Source organism: Herminiimonas fonticola (genome assembly GCF_003293745.1).
GTDB classification, from domain to species: domain Bacteria; phylum Pseudomonadota; class Gammaproteobacteria; order Burkholderiales; family Burkholderiaceae_D; genus Oxalicibacterium; species Oxalicibacterium fonticola.
In genome coordinates this window covers 343,013-361,459 of record NZ_PTLZ01000001.1, presented here as the reverse complement: position 1 = coordinate 361,459, position 18,447 = coordinate 343,013, and the positions used below count along the sequence as shown (strand labels likewise).

Here is an 18,447-nt window from a genome sequence, read left to right as displayed (position 1 = left end):
AAGCCCGGCAAATCTGCGACAATCTGGGTATGAACCAAACTCAGACTTTGGCAGCAACACCTTTGCTGCATACCGCCTTTTATAAATTTGTCGCGTTAGCCGATGCCGACGCTGTCGTCACGCGCTTGCGTGAATTGACCGGCGATTTGCTGGGCAGCATCCTGGTAGCCGACGAAGGCATCAATGGTGTATTGGCCGGCACTCACGCCGCGGTTGATGCCTTCGAGCAAGCCTTACGTAGCGATGCATTTTTCAACGGCAAGTTTGCCGATATCGCCTTCAAACACAGCGCCTGCGATACCGCACCTTTTGCCCGAATGAAGGTGCACAGGAAATCGGAAATCGTTTACCTCGGCGTCAACGGTGTGGATGCGGTCAGTAAATCCGGCATCGATGTCAGCCCGGAAGAATGGCGCGAACTGATTGCGCAAGACGATGTAGTTGTCATCGACAATCGCAACAGCTTCGAATTCAAGCTGGGTAAATTCAAGAATGCGATTGATCCCGGCGTCGATAATTTCCGCGACTTCCCCAAATATATAGAAGAGCATGTGCCGCAATGGCAAGCCGACGGCAAGCGCGTTGCAATGTATTGCACGGGTGGCATACGCTGCGAGAAAACCAGCGCCTGGATGCTGGACATGGGCGTACCCGTGTATCAACTCGAAGGCGGCGTGCTCAATTATTTCGAGAAAATGCCGGATGCCGAAAAAGATTGGGAAGGCGAATGCTTCGTCTTCGACAATCGCATCGCGCTCGATACCAAACTGCAGGAAACCGCTACCACGCTGGAAGACGTCTACGGCGGCGTGCCCGAATGGGAATGGCGTTTGCAGCGCGCCAAACGCCTAGATGAAGACAGCGAGTGAGTGAGCAAATAAATACGATCGCCAAGCCGGCCAGCAGGAATGGCGTAGGCCCCAGCAGCGTTGCCCTGCCGCCCGGGCAATGGCAAACCATCATCGATTTTCTGGTTGAGCAATTCCCCGCGATTCCGCGCAGCGAATGGCTGGCCCGCATGCAGCGTGGCGACGTGCTGGATGCACACGGCAAGGCATTAAGCGTAAGCAGCGGCTATCAGCCGAACAGCAAGATTTTTTACTTCCGCAATCTGCCGGTCGAGCCGCGCATTCCCTTCGATGAAGTAGTGCTGTATCAGGACGATTATCTGCTTGCAGTAGATAAGCCGCATTTTCTGCCGGTCACACCGGCCGGTCGCTATCTGCAAGAGACTCTGTTGGTCCGACTGAAAAATTCACTCGGCATAGACACACTGGCACCCATGCATCGTATCGACAGAGAGACCGCAGGCCTGGTGCTGTTCACGATACAGCCGCACACGCGCAATCTGTATCAAACCCTGTTCCGCGAACGCAGCGTCAGCAAGGAATATGAAGCGATCGCGCCGTATCGCGCCGATCTCGCCTTGCCAACCACGTATCGCAGTCGCCTGCTGGAAAGCGCGGCCTTCATGAAAATGGAAGAAGTCGCAGGTGAAGCGAATGCAGAGACCGCGATAGACCTGATGGAAGTACAAGGTGCGTTGGCGCGTTACAAACTGGAACCCGTCAGCGGCCAGAAGCATCAGTTGCGCGCACATATGGCGGCGCTAGGCATACCGATAGTCAACGACAGGATTTATCCCGAGCTTTATCCGGATGAAGGTGCGGAACAGGATTACAGCCAACCTTTGAAATTGCTGGCGAAGACGATCTCTTTTACCGATCCGATTTCGCGGCAGTTACGTCAATTCGAGAGTCGGCAAAGTTTGTCATTTTAGAAGCGCACGCGGAAATCACTTACACTGTGGCGCTTACATTTACCCAAGGAAATCAATGTCACTGGAAACCATAGGCGGCTTTATCAGCAGTCTGACCACACCACTAGCAACCTGGATCACGGAAAAACTCGCAGACCGTTTTGGCGGCAAGGAATCAACTCTCAGGCAAGTGGTGATTCAATTTCTGGCTTTCATTCTGCTGTTAATCCCGGTTGCGCTGCTCCTGATTTCGCTGATTGGCATGGTCATCTTCAGCTTTCAAATGCTGAGTGCAGGCTTCTGACTTCAAAATTTCACGTGCGCATTACGCTGCGTGACGCAAGACCTTGTTCACATCTATTTGAAGACGGATACGCTGCAGCCAATCCGAATGCGCGTGTCCAGAAGTCCACACTGCCAGATGCAGTTGCGACATATGCAGCGGATCGCTCAACAGCATATTTTTTTGTGCATCTGCCAGCGCAGCAGGTCCGCTCAACAAGGCAGTCTGCACTAGCTCTGCGCTGATTTTTAGTGCTGCAGGCGAACGTCGCAGATGCAGCTTGCCGCTCGCACACACCACACTATTGAAATTCGGTTCGACCACCGCCGCGATGAAATCAGGCGGTGGTGGCGTTGCTTTCACATGCGCCACCGTTGCCAATAATTCCACCGGTGGTTCCGCTTCTTCCGGAATCAGGAACAGCTTCTTCTTGCGGAAGCGCAAACCGTTAGACACCTTGCTGGAATAAATCGAAATCGGAATCGCCACTGCCAGCGAACCGACGATAGGCAGCAACCAAGGTAAAAACGTCGGATTCAACCAGAACACTGCACCACCCCAAGCCAAACCCAGCAAGGTATGAAAGCCGTGATGACGGAAGGCTTCACGCGGACTGGTTTCAGCATCTTCGCGCGGTGGCGACTTCCAGCGCAGCGCCCAACCCATGAAAGCCGCGATCACAAAGTGCGTGTGAAACAGCATGCGCACCGGTGCCAGCAGCATGGAGAAAAACATTTCTATTAATACGCTGAACAGCAAACGTATCTGACCACCGAATTGTTTTGCGCCCTGCATGCAAACCAACAATGCACTGAGTATTTTCGGCAGGAATAACAAGGTGGCGGTCGCACTGAACAAGGCCAGTGCTTTTTCCGGATGCCATTGCGGCCAGTTAGGGAACAACTGCCACGGCTCAGTGAAGTAAGTCGGCTCGGTCAGCGTATGTTGTGCCAGCAAGCCGGTGGAAAGTATCAGGAATAGAAACCACAAAGGCGCAGACAGATAGGCCATCACACCGGTGACGAATACTGCGCGATGCACCGAATGCATGCCGCGTGACAAGAACAAACGGAAGTTCATCAAATTGCCCTGACACCAGCGGCGGTCGCGCTTCAACTCATCCAGCAGATTAGGCGGCATCTCTTCATAACTGCCATCCAGATCGTAGGCGATCCAGACCTTCCATCCGGCGCGCCGCATCAGCGCCGCCTCAATGAAATCATGCGACAGGATTTCGCCGGCGAACGGCCCTTTGCCCGGCAATAGCGACAAGGCGCAATGTTCGATGAAAGGCTGGACGCGAATGATCGCGTTGTGTCCCCAGTAATGCGATTCGCCGAGTTGCCAGTAATGCAGACCTGCCGTGAACAGCGGACCGTACACACGCGTCGAAAATTGCTGAATCCGCGCATACAAGGTATCGCGACCGGCAGCACGCGGCGCAGTCTGAATGATGCCGGCGTCCGGGTTGGCTTCCATAGCTTGCACCAGCTTGCTCAGACAATCGCCGCTCATCACGCTATCGGCATCCAGCACTATCATGTAGCGATAATTATTGCCCCAACGTCGGCAAAAATCATCGATGTTGCCGCTCTTGCGTCGTGTGCGACGTTGGCGACGGCGATAAAAGATGCGTCCGAAGCCATCGACCGCTTTGCACAAGGCTGCCCACGCTGAGATTTCTGCCGCACAGGTATCACTGTTACTGCTATCGCTCAATACAAAGAAATCGAAATGCGCTAGCTGACCTGTCTTCTGTACTGATTCATACGTCGCGCGCAAACCGGCAAACACGCGGGTCACGTCTTCATTACAGATAGGCATCACGATCGCAGTGCGTGCGCCCGCCTCTATCGTTCCGCTGGTCAACGCAGATTTTGAAATCAGGAAAGGATCCTTGCCACGCGCCAGCAAGATAAAGCCGGTCATCGCCGTCCAGAAGCCGGCAGACACCCAGCAGAACAGCAAGGCGAACAGCGATAGCATCGCGATTTCCAGCCATTCCTTGCCTTGATACGGCAACACGCGACTCATGTAATAGGTGGCGAGCGCAGTTTGACCCAACATCAGGAACAACAAGATCAGACGTCGAATACCACCGTTGGCCTGGTTGTTTGCGGCAGGCACCTTATCAACTACCGCTGATTCAGGTCGATCTGCAATCGCAAGGTCGTTTACTTTCGGCTCTGCGACTCCGCTCTGATTCATGCGTACCGGGCCGAACGCACGCAGGAACCAGCGCGTGAAAGGATTCAACTCACCCCACGGATGCGGCACCATAGAGGCACGATTCAGCGGCGGTGCTACGCACAAAGCTACAGGTTCATGAAGTTCGTTTGCATGTGCGGCGGATGCCTCATCAATGCCGCGCCACACCGCCGCATGTCCAAGCGCAAGCTTGGCGCGTGCGATGACCGAGCCGTAGGCTGGATTCTCGCCATCCGCCTCTTTTTGCGCGAGGATATGATGCAAGCGCGTCATCGCATCGCGCGTCGACAAGGTCGGCATCTCGGCGAGTTGCGCTTCTATGCCGTCGCGCACCGCTGGCGGCAAGGCCAGGCGATCCAGATAATGCCGACACGGCAATGGAATAATCGGCGCATCCATCAATCAGCCGGCAGGATGTAACTCCACGTTTCCGATAGAGTTGTGTTGACGGTTTGCAGGAAGCCACGCAGCTCCACCGGCTTCTTGTCATCGATGCGCTTGACGCGCAACGCGGCGCGATAACCGCCGGTCGCTTCATTGCGTATCACATGCGACTCCAGGATTTCGCCATTGCCATCGACCGATACGCGCATGCTTATCTTGGCTTCCTTATCCAGTTTCTTGAAGATGGGTCCTTCAAAATCGACGAACAAGGCAATGCTGTCATCCGGCTTGCGCAGATAGCCGTGGCCGCGTCGGGTCTGTGTAACCCATGACAAAGGCGGCAGTTTTTGCGTGCCTTTATGCCACGACAATCGATAATCGAAATTGATAGGCGTGCCCGGCTTCGGAACCTGATCCGGCACCCAGTAGGAAACGATGTTGTCGTTCAACTCATCGGGTGTCGGTATCTGCACCAGCTCGACACGGCCAGCGCCCCACTTGCCCATTGGCTCTACCCATGCGCTAGGACGCGCTTCGTAACGCGCTTCCAGATCTTCATAGTTAGCCTGGTTTTCATCACGCTGCATCAAGCCGAAGCCGAATGGATTGTTCAATGCATACGAGGTCACCAGCAAGCGCTTCGGATTAACCAGCGGTCGCCAGATCCATTCGCCGGTGCCGGATTGAATCGACAAGCCATCCGAATCATGCACCTCTGGCCGGTAATCATCTGACGCAGCATGCTGGTTCTCACCAAAGAAATACATGCTGGTCAAAGGCGCAATGCCGAGCTTGGTGACGTTTTCACGCAAGTAGAGCTGCGACTTCACGTCTGTAATAGTCTGTTCACCCGGCTTGATGACAAAGCGATAAGCGCCGGAAACGCGGCGCGAATCCAGCAAGGCATAGATCGTCAGCTGCTTGCTATTCGCTGCTGGTCGTTCAATCCAGAATTCCACAAAGCGCGGGAATTCTTCGCCCGAGTTCAATGCGGTATCGACCGCCAATCCGCGCGCCGATAAACCGTAAATCTGTTCCTTGCCGACTGCGCGCAAATAACTGGCGCCGAGAAAAACCGCGACCTCATCCTTGTACGACGCCTTGTTGATCGGGTAATGCACGCGGAAGCCGGAAAAGCCCGCGTGCTTCAAATCCTTCGCACTGAGTTTATTCGCACCGTAATCGAAGGCGCGCGCATCAAACGGTATCGGCCGCGCACGGTTGTTGGCAATTTCGTTGAGTTTGACCGCGCTGGCGAATTGGCGACCCTGATGGAAGAAGGTCAGTTCAAACGGAAGCTTGGAAGTGCGCCAGTAAGCACTGTCGCGCTTATAGCGAATATCACGGTATTGATCGTAGTTCAGATTCTCCAGCCCTTTGGAGATGTTCTTTTGCGGCTCCTTGTAAGAGCTCGCGGCAAGTTGCTTGGCCTTTTTTGCGACATCGTTGAAATCGAATGCCAGCGCCTGCACGCAGGGGATGAAACAAAGGGCCAGCAATAAAATACCGGACTGAGCCCGCGTGAAAGTAACAAAATTCCGCAACATATCTTCCTGACCTATCTACAAACCAAGCAATAGCAAATACCGTACCCACCTCGTCAGAGGATGCGAAGGCAATTCCTGAAAACGACCAGCATCACGATGTTATGTGAGCGATAGTGATCTTTTTTCGTGGAATAGCGCCATCCCGGGGTGTAGTATTTGCTGCTATGAATGACGCTTGATAAGAAGTCGGATTGCATTCAGTCAATAAGGTTCCGTTAACAGGCAAGCTTATCGAATGGCAGCACTCTTTTCCATATCGACAATTGCGGCCGTGACAGCCTCTAGATCGCCCCAAAGCCAGCAGACAAGAGGCCGGCAGGCTTGTTGTCCGACATCCTCGGCACTGTTCACATAAACATGTATAGATTTATTCGTTCCTTCCTCGCTCTCCAAGTCTTACTATTTTCGGCTTGCCCGAATAACACTCGCAGGCCAGCAATCACTTGAAAAGGAATTTCTGAATGAAGTACCGTCCGTTAGGCAATACCTCCATCAACGTCAGTGAAATTACATTGGGCACCATGACATGGGGCCAGCAGAACAGCGAGGCTGATGCACACGCACAAATTAATCTGGCAATCGAACACGGCGTCAACCTGATCGATACCGCCGAGATGTATCCGGTCCCGCCCAAACCGGAAACGCAAGGCCTGACTGAACGCTATCTGGGAAGCTGGCTCAAGCAGGCAGGCAACCGCGAAAAGGTATTGGTTGCAACCAAGGCCGCAGGCCCTGCACGTTTGCCACATCAACCGCGCCATGTACGCGATGGCATCAACCATCTCGATCGCAAGGGTCTGACCGAAGCGCTGAACCTGAGCCTGCAACGCCTGCAGACCGACTATATCGACCTGTATCAATTGCACTGGCCGGATCGCACCGTGAATATCTTCGGCAACCTCAACTATGCACACATCGAAAAGGAAGAAACCGTTCCCATCGAAGAAACGCTGGAAGTGCTGGCCGATTTCGTCAAGGCAGGCAAGGTGCGCCACATCGGCGTCTCGAATGAAACACCCTGGGGCCTTGCGCAATTCTTGCGCGCTTCGGAAAAACTCAAGCTGCCGAAGATCGTCAGCATCCAGAATCCATACAATTTGCTGAACCGTACGTTCGAGATTGCGTTATCGGAATTCGCCTATCGTGATCAAGTCGGACTGCTGGCCTACTCACCTCTTGCATTCGGCGTACTGAGTGGAAAATACCTGAATGGCGCACGCCCAGCCGACGGCCGCATTACGCTGTTCGATCGCTTCGTTCGTTACAACAATCCGCAGGTGGAACGCGCAACCCAGGAATACGTAGCGCTGGCGAAGCAGCACGGCATCGATCCGGCGCAACTCGCGCTGGCCTTTGTCAACAGCCGCTCATTTTTGACGAGCAGCATCATAGGTGCAACCACGCTGGCACAATTGCAGAGCAATCTGGACAGCACCAAACTTGTACTGAGCGAAGAGATATTGAAGGCAATCGAAGCAATCCATACACGACAGCCAAATCCGGCACCGTGATACCGATAACAAAATAAAAAAAGGGGGCAATCTGCATCCCCTTTCTTATTCATCTGCGATCTCTGTTCACATACTCGTTTTATATATGCGCTCCGTATCGTTACCAGCTGATACGATTATTTTCCATCGGCTTGCGTGACCGGCCAGTAATTCTCCAGCTTCATTTCCTTCAATGCCGTATTCAGATAACTGCGATCTATCCATTGATCGACATCGAAACGCTTGCGCGTCAATTTGAATTTGACCGCCTGATCCACTGCATCCTTGTAACGCGCAGTGAGAAAAGAATCGAACAAGGGGCTCAAGCGTATGCGCAAGGGTTCACCGGAAAAATCTTCCTTCCAGTTGGCCAGCGTCAGCGTTCCCGTGTGCGCCCACAGATTGAACACCTCCTCACGATTGGCTTCATCCGCGCCCCATTTCGCCGTACGAAGCAGTGTATTAACCAGTCGCTGCGTAGCCGCCGGATATTTTTTTTCAAAGTTTTCTGTCACGAGCACATGCGTCTGCCGCGTAAATATCGGCGAGTCATTCTTGCTGCTGTACACAATTCTGGCAATGTCCTTGTCGCGCAACTTGAGCAATTCATAACCGCCGAATACAGCCTCGACATCCTTGGTCGTCAATGCCGCCTGCGAAGTAGCGGTATCCAGATTGATGGCCTTGATATCCTTCTCGGTCAAACCGTTTGCTTCGAGAAAACGATTGATAGGCAACTGTCCAGGTCCCCTTGAAAAACGCAACGCGTTTGCCTCGAATGTCCTTCGGCGTTTTGATGGGCGAATCAGGAGGCACTGCCAAATAGATGTTGGCGCGCGTGCTGGTGGCGAGTATGACCTTGGTCTTCAATCCACCCGCACGGCCGATGATGGATGGCAGATCGCCCTGTAATGCAAAATCGAGTTGATCATTGGTGAGTGCCTCGTTCACCGCCGGCCCGGCACCCTTGAAGAAAAACCACTCCACCTTGATATTGTCGCGCTTGAATTCTTCTTCACGCCAGTCTTTGGCGTGTGCAATCGCCAGCGTCGAGCCGGCAATGCCGGGTGGATTGCCAACGGCAGGTTGCGCCACGCCTATGCGAATGGTGGTCGGGTTATCGGCGAACGCCGGTCGAAAGACAGCGAACGCCATGAATGCAACGGCACTCAATATAAGAGCGGGTTTCATGTTTAATCCAATGCAAGAGGAATGTCTGGTTGAACCTTGAGAGCGCGCATGACTGTCACGGCACCCAGCAGGATGAATAACGTCGTCATGACGAAGTACATGGCTCGCAATCCGAAAAAGGAAGCAACTACGCCACCGGCAATCGCGCCCGACACGCTGCCGACCGGGCCGACCAGTGCAATCACCCCGGCAATACGACCGCGCCCTTCTACCGCACTGATGCGGCCGAAGGCGGTCAAGTTGCTGAGTTGCAGCATGCCAAGGCCGGCACCGGCTCGCTGCGAAACAGTCTGATTACCTGTCTGAAGAATCCGCTGCCTGACGGCGCAACCGCAATGTTGACGGGAACATCCATCCGATGCGGCAGAATTTTCCCTGCCACCGTAACGCCGATAATGAAAGTGAAAACGATTAGCCAGTACGACGTGGTGAAGTCCAGTTTGACCACCATGTAAGCAGCCAGCAAAGGCCCAAGCAAGAAGGCGCCGGACATTTGTGTGGCCCTATTTGCGGCAACAGATGCAGGAACTCGGTTTGCGTCGTCACCATGCGGAAGGGATTGAGAAATCCGAACAGAAACAACACTGCCCCGCATGAGTGGATTTTCAGGTGAAACATTTGAAGCTGACAGACCGCACGCAGCTCAATCTGCAGGATCACATTACGGCTTCATGCCTGCCACACACCATACCCGGCTTCGCGCAATCCTATCCCCAGTTCGACTTCCATCTCGCATGCGGCGTCATACGGCATCGGGTTGTAGACTGCGTACAGCTCAGGTAGCAGACGCAAACCGAACTTCTCCACGTATTTATTACTCTGAATACCAGCCTTGTGCTTGTCGAAGCGCTGATCCGGATCGAGGCCGGTCATGCCGACATAGACGCAAGGTTTGCCAGGAATGTAATCGGGATTGGCTTTCTTGAAGCGTGGCTCATACATGACGTCGGGCGACAATTCGACGACATAGACATGATGATGGTGGCGACGCGACATGATGATTTTTAAGCGAAACGTAAGCGACCGGTCAGCATAGCAGGCTGACAGAATCAACGCGCATTGAAACATAGGCAGCACTATCGGTACAATCGTCGCAGATACCATGCAAGCCGAGCAACGTCTAATAAAAAACAGAAAGCGAGCGCCGTAATGAATCAAAGCCATTTAAGCGAAGCGTGGGCCATCACCAAGCAAGCGGTCATGGCCTGGGTGGATGATTTTGCCCCCAGCATGGGTGCGGCACTGGCCTACTACACGATATTTTCGCTGGCACCGATGTTGATCATCGTGATTGCGATTGCCGGCTTCTTCTTCGGGCATACGACAGCGCAGGGCGAAATCATCCAGCAGTTGCGCGACCTCGTCGGCAATACCGGCGCAGCGGCTATCGAAGGTTTATTGAAGTCTGTCAGCGAACCGGGCAAGGGTATCGTCGCGGCAACGCTAGGCACATTAACCTTGATGATAGGTGCGACGGCGGTGTTCGGCGAATTGCAAAGCGCGCTGGATCGGATCTGGAAAGTGCCGCCAGAAACCAAACGCGGCAGCCTGTGGAAACTGGCACGCAAGCGCCTGTTGTCTTTCGGCATGGTGATGGGACTGGGTTTCATGCTGCTGATCTCGCTGGTGTTGAGCGCGGCACTGGCAGCGCTCGGCAAATGGTGGGGCAACATCCTCGGCAACTGGGGTATCGTGCTGCAGATCTTGAATATCGCCGTCTCTTTTGCCGTCATCACCGGTTTGTTCGCGATGATCTACAAGTTCATGCCGCGTGCATCGATACCGTGGCGCGATGTATGGGTGGGTGCAGCGGTGACGGCTTTGCTGTTCACATTTGGAAAATTTTTGATAGGTCTGTATCTGGGCGGCAGCAATATGGCATCCGGCTTCGGCGCGGCGGGTTCATTGGTGATCTTGCTAGCGTGGATTTATTATTCGGCGCAAATTTTTTTGCTGGGCGCTGAATTTACCTGGGTTTTTTCACAAAGACGTCTGGCACGCATGAAGACAGGAATGGCCACTGCCATTACAGAATAGTTTCTTCATCTTCAAACAGGCCGTGCAACGATGCGGTCTGTTTTTTTATTTTCAGCGTGATGATCACCAGGCCGGAATCGGCAAACTCTTTTTCAAGCAAGTCTCAATGACCTCACTTTCAAATCAGGTTCAGCCCCCACGCTCCGCCCGCATCGACGCTCTGCGCGGGATTGCCGTATTCGGCATCCTGCTGGTGAATGTATGGTCTTTCATCTGGGGTTTCGAAAGCTTGCGTTATGGCGTGTTGCCGGCGACGGCATCCATCTTCGATGTGCTGGCTATCGCCTTCACCGCCTTCTTCGCCGAACAAAAGTTTTATCCCATCTTTGCCTTCCTGTTTGGCGCAGGCTTTGTGATGGTGACGCGCTCGCTTAAGGAGAAACTTGGACGCTGGAGTGATGCGGAGCGTTTATACCGTCGTCGCTTGAAATGGCTGCTGGCTTGCGGCGTGGTGCACGGCACGGCAATCTGGTTTGGCGATATCTTGACGGTGTATGCGATTGCCGGTTTCTTTATATTGGCTGGATTGACTGGCGCGCGCTTGCGCAAGGTGCGCAGCAATTTGCGCGTCTGGATCATTATTTTCTTTGCGCTATTGCTGGGAAATTTTTTACTCGGCATGCAAATGATCAGCCCTTCTGCCTTGCAGGAACAGGCGATCAACACCGTCGCTGCAGTCGAAGCAGGACGCGTCGTTTATACAGAAGGCAATCTGTTGAGCATAGGCATACAGCGCATAGGCGACTATCTGACCGTGACCATGCAAAGCCTGTTCATACTGCCGCATATCGCGGTGCTGTTCTTGTTGGGCGCAATGTCGGTACGACTCGGCTGGCTGACGCAGGCAGCGCGGCATAAAAAATTCTGGCGCAGGGTGCAATGGACGGGTTTTGCGATAGGCATTCCATTCAACCTCGCATGGGCGACGATGGTCGTGGTCGAAGCAATCGATCCGCTGCACCCATCCATCTATTCATTTTTGCTGTATGCGTGGTTGCCGGTAGGCGGCTCTTGCCTGGCGGCAGCTTATGTCGCCACCGTTTTGCTGGCGAAAGAAAGCTTAGGGGGCTGGCTGGATAACTGGCTTGCGCCTGTCGGCAAGATGGCATTGACGCATTACCTGATGCAATCCTTGCTGTGCTCGATCTTGATACAAGGCTTTGGTTTTGGCCTGGGAGCTAGATGGACGCCTGCAGGATGGCTGGCGATTGCATTCGCTATCATGCTGCTGCAATTATTTTTGAGTCGCTGGTGGCTGGCGCAGCATGCGCAAGGCCCGATTGAGATCTTGTGGCGTCGCTATATCAACAAGGGATTCGGTGCTGCAGAGCCGACTAAAAGAGATCCGCTTTAGGCTACGTTGTCATTCAAATGACAAGCCGAAAAATGGCTGGGCGCGATTTCTTTCAACAGCGGTTGTTCGACAATGCAACGCGGCATCGCATGCGGGCAGCGCGGATGAAAGTGACAACCTGATGGCGGATGCAAGGGCGATGGAATTTCTCCCTTCACTGCATAAAAATCTATTTTTTTCACTTCCAGTTTTGGGGCTGATGCCAGCAGCGCTATCGTGTACGGGTGATTTGGCCTTGCAAATAATTCTGCCGTTGGCGATGACTCGACGATGCGTCCCAGATACATGATGACGACGCGATCCGACACGTGACGCACGACGCCAAGATCGTGACTGATGAATAGATACGTCAGGTTCAGTTCATCGCGCAACTTGATAAACAGATTCAGTACCTGCGCCTGTATTGATACATCGAGCGCGGCAACTGCTTCATCGCACACCAGCAATTCCGGATTGACCGCCAAGGCGCGCGCAATCCCTATACGCGCACGCTGCCCGCCGGAGAATTGATGCGGGAAGCGACGCGCCAGGGCCGGATCAAGATTCACTTTTTGCAAAAGTTGCGCGACGTATTCCTTCTGCTGCGCGGGTGGAATCATACCGTGCGCAACCGGCGCTTCGCCAACGATGTCTTGTATGCGCATGCGCGGATTGAGCGATGCATACGGGTCCTGAAAAATCATTTGCATCGCCAGTTGCTGTTGCCGTCTTTGCGCAACGCTGACGGTGGCGAGATCTGTACCTTTCCACAAGCGCGTGCCGGATGACAAGGTATGCAAACCCACCGCCATGCGGCCCAGCGTCGATTTACCGCAACCGGACTCACCCACCAGACCGATGACTTCACCGGAATGAATCGTCAGCGATACTTGATCAACTGCGTGCACGACTTCTGCCGCCTTCTTTGCGCCAAACAGGTTTGCCACTTTGGCGACCGCATCCAGAGGCTTGGCGAAACGCTTGCTGACGTCGCGCAATTCAAGCAAAGGCTGTGGATGCTGAACTGGCTCAGTCATGATTTGCCTCGGGCACCAACTTCATTGCGTCTTGCATAGGATGGAAACAACGCAGTGTCCGCGCACCATCCCTTGATATTGGCGGCGTATTTTCGCAGACGGCAGTTGCACGTTCGCAGCGTGTACGGAAGGCGCAGCCGGATGGCAGATTCAGCAACGATGGCGTCATCCCTGCAATTTGTCGCAAGGGCTGACCCGGCAGATTGCGCGATGGTGACGAGGCGATCAAGCCGTAAGTATATGGATGCTGCGGTTTTTCCAGCACGTCTTGCACGCTGCCGCTTTCGACAACCTTGCCCGCGTACATCACGCAGACGGCATCGGCCAGGCCGGCGATCACGGATAGATCGTGCGTAATCCAGATCAGTGCGGTGCCGGATTCTCTACACAGTTTTTGCATCTCGTACAAAATCTGACCTTGTATCGTCACATCGAGTGCCGTCGTAGGTTCATCGCAAATGATCAGATCCGGTTTGTTCAACAAGGCAATCGCGATTGCGACGCGCTGTCGCATGCCACCGGAAAATTGATGCGGATAGGCCAGCAAGCGTTCATCCGGCGACGCAATGCCGACACGTACCAAGGCATCGCGCGCCATCTCGCGAGCTTCGCCTTTGCTGACCTTTTGATGCGCCAGCACGGCTTCTATCATTTGCGTATCTATGCGCAAGACTGGATTGAGCGTCATCATCGGGTCTTGAAAAATCATCGCGATGCGATTGCCGCGTATGCGGCGCATAGCCTCCGGCGACAGCGCGCGCAAATCCTGATCCTTCAACAGAATTTTTCCGCCTACGATTTTTCCAGGTGGATCTATCAAGCCCATGATCGAATACGCGGTCATCGATTTGCCTGATCCTGATTCACCGACCAGGCCCATGATCTGGCCGGGCGCCACCGAGAACGACACGTCCTCCACCGCTTTCGCGATGCCGTCACGTGCAGAGAAATGCATCTGCAGGTTTTGCACGGTCAAGGTTGGGGAAGTTTTCGTCATGGTCATTGCGTCTGCAGCCGCGGATTCAATACATCGCGCAATTGATCGGCGACCAGATTGATGGCCACCACCGTTATCAGCAAGGCGATGCCGGGGAAAACGCTAATCCAGTATTTGCCCGACATCATGTAGTCGAAACCGTTAGCGATCAGCAAGCCCAGCGATGGTTCGGTGACAGGCAAACCCAGGCCGAGAAACGACAAGGTCGCTTCCAGAGAAATCGCCGACGCGACTTGCAATGCAGCGATGACGATTAGTGGTGGCAGGCAATTCGGCAATAGATGGCGGAACACGATGCGCAATGGCGAGAGACCGAGCCCGCTCGCAGCTTCTATGTATTCTTTCTTGCGTTCGACCAGTGCGGCGCTGCGCGCCGTGCGTGCATAGTAAGCCCACTGCACCGCGACCAATGCGATGACGATTTTGCTGGTGCCTGGTCCCATCAGTGCCAACAAAATTAGCGCGACCAAGATAGGCGGGAACGATAATTGAATATCCGCCACCCGCATGATGAAACCTTCGATGCGACCGCCGAAATAACCGGCAAACAAACCCAGCGTCAAACCGATCAGCAGCGCAATCGCCGTACTCACGACACCAACAATGATGGAGATACGCACGCCATACAAAATTGCCGACAGCATGTCGCGACCTTGTTCATCCGTCCCGAGTAAATAGGTAAACGTGTGATCGAGATTTTGTCCACCCGGAGCCAGACGCGAATCCATGATGTCGATTTGCGTCAGGTCATACGGATTTTGCGGCGCGATGACAGGCGCAAAAATCGCAGCCAACACGATCAGGCACAGCGCGATAAATCCTGCGGCCGCGATTTTGCTGGAAAAAAAATTGCGCGCAAAACGCTGGAATGGTGTTTCCACCGCAAACTCAGACTTCGTTTTTTTGGCTGATTTGATAAGCGTATTCATCATCAGCCTTTCGCGTCCGACAAGCGTACGCGTGGATCCAGCATGGAATACACGACATCGACGATCAGATTGATGAAGATGAACAGGACAACAATCAACATCAGGTAAGCGACGATCACCGGTCTATCCAGCACGCGTATCGAGTCGATGATCAGCTTGCCCATACCCGGCCATGCAAACACCGATTCCGTCACGATCGCAAACGCGATGATGGAACCGAACTGCAATGCGATGACAGTGACAATCGGAATCAAAATATTCTTCAACACGTGCACGCCTATGATGCGGCTGTTAGACAAACCCTTGGCGCGCGCAAATTTGACGTAATCCTGCAGCAGCGCTTCCTGTGCGCCCGCGCGCGTCAGCCTGATGACCAATGCGATGTTGAACAAGGCGAGATTGAAAGCGGGCAAAAGTAGATGCTGCAAACCATCCAGCGTCAGGAAGCTGACCGGCACGCCAAACAGCAATGCCGTTTCACCACGTCCGCCGGATGGCAACCAGCCGAGCTGTACTGCGAACACCATGATCAGCATCAAACCAACCCAGAACGTCGGCAAGGAAAAACCCAGGATGGAAACGGCCATGATGCTTTTCCCGGTCCAGCTATGCGGACGCAAGCCGGCCCACAAACCGAGTGGAATCCCGAGAACTATCGCGATGAGTATCGCGCAGATTGCCAGTTCCAGGGTTGCAGGCAGTCGTTCAAGGATCAGCGCCAATGCCGGCGTGCCGAATGAAAACGAGCGACCGAGATCGCCGCTCAATGCTTGCTGAATAAAAATGAAGTATTGCTGCCACAGCGGTTTATCGAGACCGAAGGCAGCGATGGTGCGGGCGCGTTCCAGTTGATCGGCATCCGGACTGATCAGCATATCGATAGGATTGCCGATCGCATACACGCCGATAAACACCAGCAAGGACATCACGGCCAGCACCAGGATGCTTTGGGCCAGACGGCGCAGGATGAAATCAAGCATGATCAGTCCACGCTCGCTACAACAAAGTTAAACGCGCGAACGTGGTAGTCCTGCAGGTGCAATTGCACGCGGGATTTATTCTGGATGGAACTGATGTGCGAAAGTGAATTCATCGGTACGCGCAGTGTACTTCAAGCCTTTGCGCAACGCCCAGGTCGCATATTGGTGATGCAAGGGCACGACCGCGTAATCCTTCAGCGCAAGCGCAGCCGCATCCTTCGCAAATGCTTCGCGCTTGCCTTGATCAACTGATGCCAGCGATGAGGCAATCAATTTATCCACGGCCGGATTGCTGTACTTGCCCCAGTTCCACGAACCCCAACCGGTTTCCGCATTCGGTGTACCGACCAGGGTACGCAAACCAAAATCACCGGCCAATGTGCCCCAACCCAACAGCGACACACTGAATTCACCGGCACGCGCCTTGGCGAAATAAACAGACAGCGGCAAGGTTTCCACCTTGGTTTGTATGCCTATGCGATTCAGGAATTGTGCAACCGTTTGCACTACTTGTTCGTCATTGATATAGCGATCGTTCGGGCCATGTATCGTCAGTGCAAAACCGTTGGGATAGCCGGCTTGCGCCAGCAATTTCTTGGCGCCTTCAGGATCGTAGGCTTCCACTTTCAGCGCATCGTTATAGCCGAATACACCGGGCGAAACGATGTTTGATGCCGGCACTGCCAAGCCTTCCATCGTGCGCTCAACCAAAGCCTGGCGATTGATGGCTTTCGAAATTGCCTGGCGCACGCGCACATCGGCGAGTGGATTCTTAGGCAGCGGTTTGCCGGCCTTGTCGGTCACATAACGTGAAGGGCCGGCGGATTGATCCAGCTCCCAGAATATCGTGCGCCAGGATATTTTTTGCGCAAAGCTGAATTTGGCATTGTTCTTCAGGCGTGATAAATCGGCAGTAGGCACACCTTCAATCGCATCGACGTCGCCCGACAATAATGCGGCCAGACGTGGTGCGGAATTGGTAATGATGCGGAAAGTGACTTTGTCCCAATCCGACTTGCCGCCCCAGTAGTGTTCGTTGCGGGCGACTTCAATGCGATCACCGCGTTTGAAGCTGGTGAATTTATACGGGCCGGTTCCTATCAATGCTTTGCCGCTATTGAAGTCATCGGTGCTGGCCTTCTCTGCGACTTTTTTCGACACGATGAATACCGCGCTCATGTCCAGCGTCAGTGGTCCGTAAGGTGCGGCGGTCGTCAGACGCACGGTATAAGGGTCCACAATTTTCTTGGCGACGATCTGCTTGGTGTACGCAGTAAATGGGCCAGGGCTATTCGTCAGCTTGGCCGGTCTATCCAGCGAAAAGATCACATCATCCGCAGTGAAGTCAGAACCATCGTGAAATTTCACGCCGCGCCGCAACTTGAACTCCCAGGTCGTCGCATCCACTGCGCGCCACGAAGTTGCGAGACCAGGCACCAGCTTGCCGTTTGCATCCACGTTCACCAACGCATCGAAGATGTGCGAAGAGAAAGCGACATTCGGCGCGATATTCAGATAATGCGGATCCAGCGAAGACACATCGGCGGACAAGCCGATTTTCAGATCGGCAGCCAGCGCGGAATGCGTGACCAGAGTCGCCGAACATGCAAGCACGCCGACTAATGCCAGCGTAGATAAATTTTTTCGTTTGAAACCGAACATGATGTGCTTTCAGGAAAACTGGTGGTGAGACTGGTCGTATGCGCGACCGACATTACAAAGCGATGTTAGTCATCTCGACTATGAATGTAAATAATCCATTTCGGCTATGGATAGTTCAAAAACTTATATCAACAAGCAGACCTGGAATCATAGGTAGATAATAAGCGGCTGAAGAGAGGAACCGGCGCCGGTTCGCGTTCTCTAAGTATGTATTGTCGTTACGAATGGAGATAACCATGCTGATCCGATCACTTATTCTTGTTTTTACTGCGCTGATGGCATTCAGCATGCCGGCATCATCGCAGTCCACACGCATAGACCTGCTCGGTAACGCAGCCCCGTCAACCGCAGCAACGCGCACCATTGTGATTACTCCTGAAACCAAATGGGTCAATGTAGAAGGCGGTGAAATCATTAATTTCATAGTCGGCGACAAATCGTTCGCTTGGGACTTTTATGTTGGCTTCACCGTATCCTCCTTTGACCTGAAACTTGTAGCGCCGCCCGGCTTATTGCAGCGCTCCATCATTGCTTACATCTCGCCTGACCCACGCTATCGTGGCGTTGATTAAGGTCAGCATTTGTACCGCCAGCAATAAGGCAATAGCAA

The 18,447-nt window shown here is 53.7% G+C and carries 19 protein-coding genes; 7 read left to right on the top strand and 12 right to left on the bottom strand.

Features of this window, described 5'->3' with window-relative positions:
* The first annotated feature begins 29 nt into the window (after positions 1-29).
* The 3 genes from trhO to Hfont_RS01785 are packed head-to-tail and all read left to right on the top strand — an operon-like array spanning position 30 to position 2,063.
* Positions 30-869: an oxygen-dependent tRNA uridine(34) hydroxylase TrhO gene (gene trhO, locus Hfont_RS01795; RefSeq protein WP_112990532.1), complete on the top strand. Its 840-nt coding sequence runs from the start codon at positions 30-32 to the stop codon at positions 867-869.
* Positions 866-1,780, top strand: coding sequence for a pseudouridine synthase (locus Hfont_RS01790; RefSeq protein ID WP_241522980.1), 915 nt, complete (start codon positions 866-868; stop codon positions 1,778-1,780). The genes trhO and Hfont_RS01790 overlap by 4 nt, the downstream gene beginning before the upstream one ends.
* A 55-nt stretch (positions 1,781-1,835) precedes the next feature.
* Positions 1,836-2,063 (top strand): hypothetical protein, encoded by a 228-nt coding sequence (locus Hfont_RS01785; protein ID WP_112990531.1) that lies wholly within the window; start codon positions 1,836-1,838, stop codon positions 2,061-2,063.
* A gap of 21 nt (positions 2,064-2,084) precedes the next feature.
* Here Hfont_RS01785 and mdoH read toward each other — a convergent pair whose 3' ends face one another.
* Together mdoH and Hfont_RS01775 are read right to left on the bottom strand one after the other, a co-directional pair.
* A complete protein-coding gene (mdoH, locus tag Hfont_RS01780; RefSeq protein WP_112990530.1) occupies positions 2,085-4,649 on the bottom strand; it encodes a glucans biosynthesis glucosyltransferase MdoH in 2,565 nt (854 codons plus the stop codon).
* Positions 4,649-6,181: a glucan biosynthesis protein G gene (locus Hfont_RS01775; RefSeq protein WP_112990529.1), complete on the bottom strand. Its 1,533-nt coding sequence runs from the start codon at positions 6,179-6,181 to the stop codon at positions 4,649-4,651. The genes mdoH and Hfont_RS01775 overlap by 1 nt, the downstream gene beginning before the upstream one ends.
* A gap of 461 nt (positions 6,182-6,642) precedes the next feature.
* Between Hfont_RS01775 and Hfont_RS01770 the strand changes: the two genes are divergently transcribed.
* On the top strand, positions 6,643-7,692 hold the full coding sequence (locus Hfont_RS01770) for an NADP(H)-dependent aldo-keto reductase (RefSeq protein ID WP_112990528.1): 1,050 nt from the start codon (positions 6,643-6,645) through the stop codon (positions 7,690-7,692).
* Between the two features lie 116 nt (positions 7,693-7,808).
* Here Hfont_RS01770 and Hfont_RS15290 read toward each other — a convergent pair whose 3' ends face one another.
* The 5 genes from Hfont_RS15290 to Hfont_RS01750 all read right to left on the bottom strand — a co-directional run bounded on the left by Hfont_RS15290 (position 7,809) and on the right by Hfont_RS01750 (position 9,858).
* Complete coding sequence (locus Hfont_RS15290; RefSeq protein WP_421800986.1) at positions 7,809-8,375, bottom strand: type 2 periplasmic-binding domain-containing protein; 567 nt, start codon at positions 8,373-8,375, stop codon at positions 7,809-7,811.
* Positions 8,278-8,862 (bottom strand): ABC transporter substrate-binding protein, encoded by a 585-nt coding sequence (locus tag Hfont_RS15285; protein WP_421800973.1) that lies wholly within the window; start codon positions 8,860-8,862, stop codon positions 8,278-8,280. The genes Hfont_RS15290 and Hfont_RS15285 overlap by 98 nt, the downstream gene beginning before the upstream one ends.
* Before the next feature lie 2 nt (positions 8,863-8,864).
* On the bottom strand, positions 8,865-9,119 hold the full coding sequence (locus Hfont_RS01760) for a hypothetical protein (protein WP_112990527.1): 255 nt from the start codon (positions 9,117-9,119) through the stop codon (positions 8,865-8,867).
* The gene (locus Hfont_RS01755) at positions 9,098-9,355 is read right to left on the bottom strand and encodes a hypothetical protein (RefSeq protein ID WP_112990526.1); all 258 of its coding nucleotides are present in this window, start codon (positions 9,353-9,355) and stop codon (positions 9,098-9,100) included. The genes Hfont_RS01760 and Hfont_RS01755 overlap by 22 nt, the downstream gene beginning before the upstream one ends.
* A gap of 176 nt (positions 9,356-9,531) precedes the next feature.
* The gene (locus Hfont_RS01750; RefSeq protein ID WP_112991649.1) at positions 9,532-9,858 is read right to left on the bottom strand and encodes a hypothetical protein; all 327 of its coding nucleotides are present in this window, start codon (positions 9,856-9,858) and stop codon (positions 9,532-9,534) included.
* A gap of 153 nt (positions 9,859-10,011) precedes the next feature.
* Between Hfont_RS01750 and Hfont_RS01745 the strand changes: the two genes are divergently transcribed.
* Positions 10,012-10,899 carry a YihY/virulence factor BrkB family protein gene (locus Hfont_RS01745; protein WP_112990525.1) on the top strand — a complete coding sequence of 296 codons (888 nt, stop codon included), beginning with the start codon at positions 10,012-10,014 and terminating at the stop codon, positions 10,897-10,899.
* A 106-nt stretch (positions 10,900-11,005) separates the two neighbouring features.
* The gene (locus tag Hfont_RS01740) at positions 11,006-12,253 is read left to right on the top strand and encodes a DUF418 domain-containing protein (protein WP_112990524.1); all 1,248 of its coding nucleotides are present in this window, start codon (positions 11,006-11,008) and stop codon (positions 12,251-12,253) included.
* Here Hfont_RS01740 and Hfont_RS01735 read toward each other — a convergent pair.
* The 5 genes from Hfont_RS01735 to Hfont_RS01715 all read right to left on the bottom strand — a co-directional run bounded on the left by Hfont_RS01735 (position 12,250) and on the right by Hfont_RS01715 (position 17,837).
* Positions 12,250-13,269, bottom strand: coding sequence for an ABC transporter ATP-binding protein (locus Hfont_RS01735; protein WP_112990523.1), 1,020 nt, complete (start codon positions 13,267-13,269; stop codon positions 12,250-12,252). The two genes, Hfont_RS01740 and Hfont_RS01735, sit on opposite strands and share 4 nt — an antisense overlap.
* Positions 13,262-14,266 carry an ABC transporter ATP-binding protein gene (locus Hfont_RS01730; protein ID WP_112991648.1) on the bottom strand — a complete coding sequence of 335 codons (1,005 nt, stop codon included), beginning with the start codon at positions 14,264-14,266 and terminating at the stop codon, positions 13,262-13,264. The genes Hfont_RS01735 and Hfont_RS01730 overlap by 8 nt, the downstream gene beginning before the upstream one ends.
* 2 nt (positions 14,267-14,268) lie before the next feature.
* On the bottom strand, positions 14,269-15,198 hold the full coding sequence (locus Hfont_RS01725) for an ABC transporter permease (RefSeq protein ID WP_112990522.1): 930 nt from the start codon (positions 15,196-15,198) through the stop codon (positions 14,269-14,271).
* Positions 15,198-16,175: an ABC transporter permease gene (locus tag Hfont_RS01720; RefSeq protein WP_112990521.1), complete on the bottom strand. Its 978-nt coding sequence runs from the start codon at positions 16,173-16,175 to the stop codon at positions 15,198-15,200. Before Hfont_RS01720 ends, Hfont_RS01725 begins: the two co-directional genes overlap by 1 nt.
* A gap of 75 nt (positions 16,176-16,250) precedes the next feature.
* A complete protein-coding gene (locus Hfont_RS01715; RefSeq protein ID WP_112990520.1) occupies positions 16,251-17,837 on the bottom strand; it encodes an ABC transporter substrate-binding protein in 1,587 nt (528 codons plus the stop codon).
* Positions 17,838-18,073: 236 nt separating this feature from the next.
* Here Hfont_RS01715 and Hfont_RS01710 point away from each other — a divergent pair, with 236 nt between their 5' ends.
* Positions 18,074-18,409, top strand: coding sequence for a CzcE family metal-binding protein (locus Hfont_RS01710; RefSeq protein ID WP_112990519.1), 336 nt, complete (start codon positions 18,074-18,076; stop codon positions 18,407-18,409).
* Positions 18,410-18,447 lie beyond the last annotated feature (38 nt).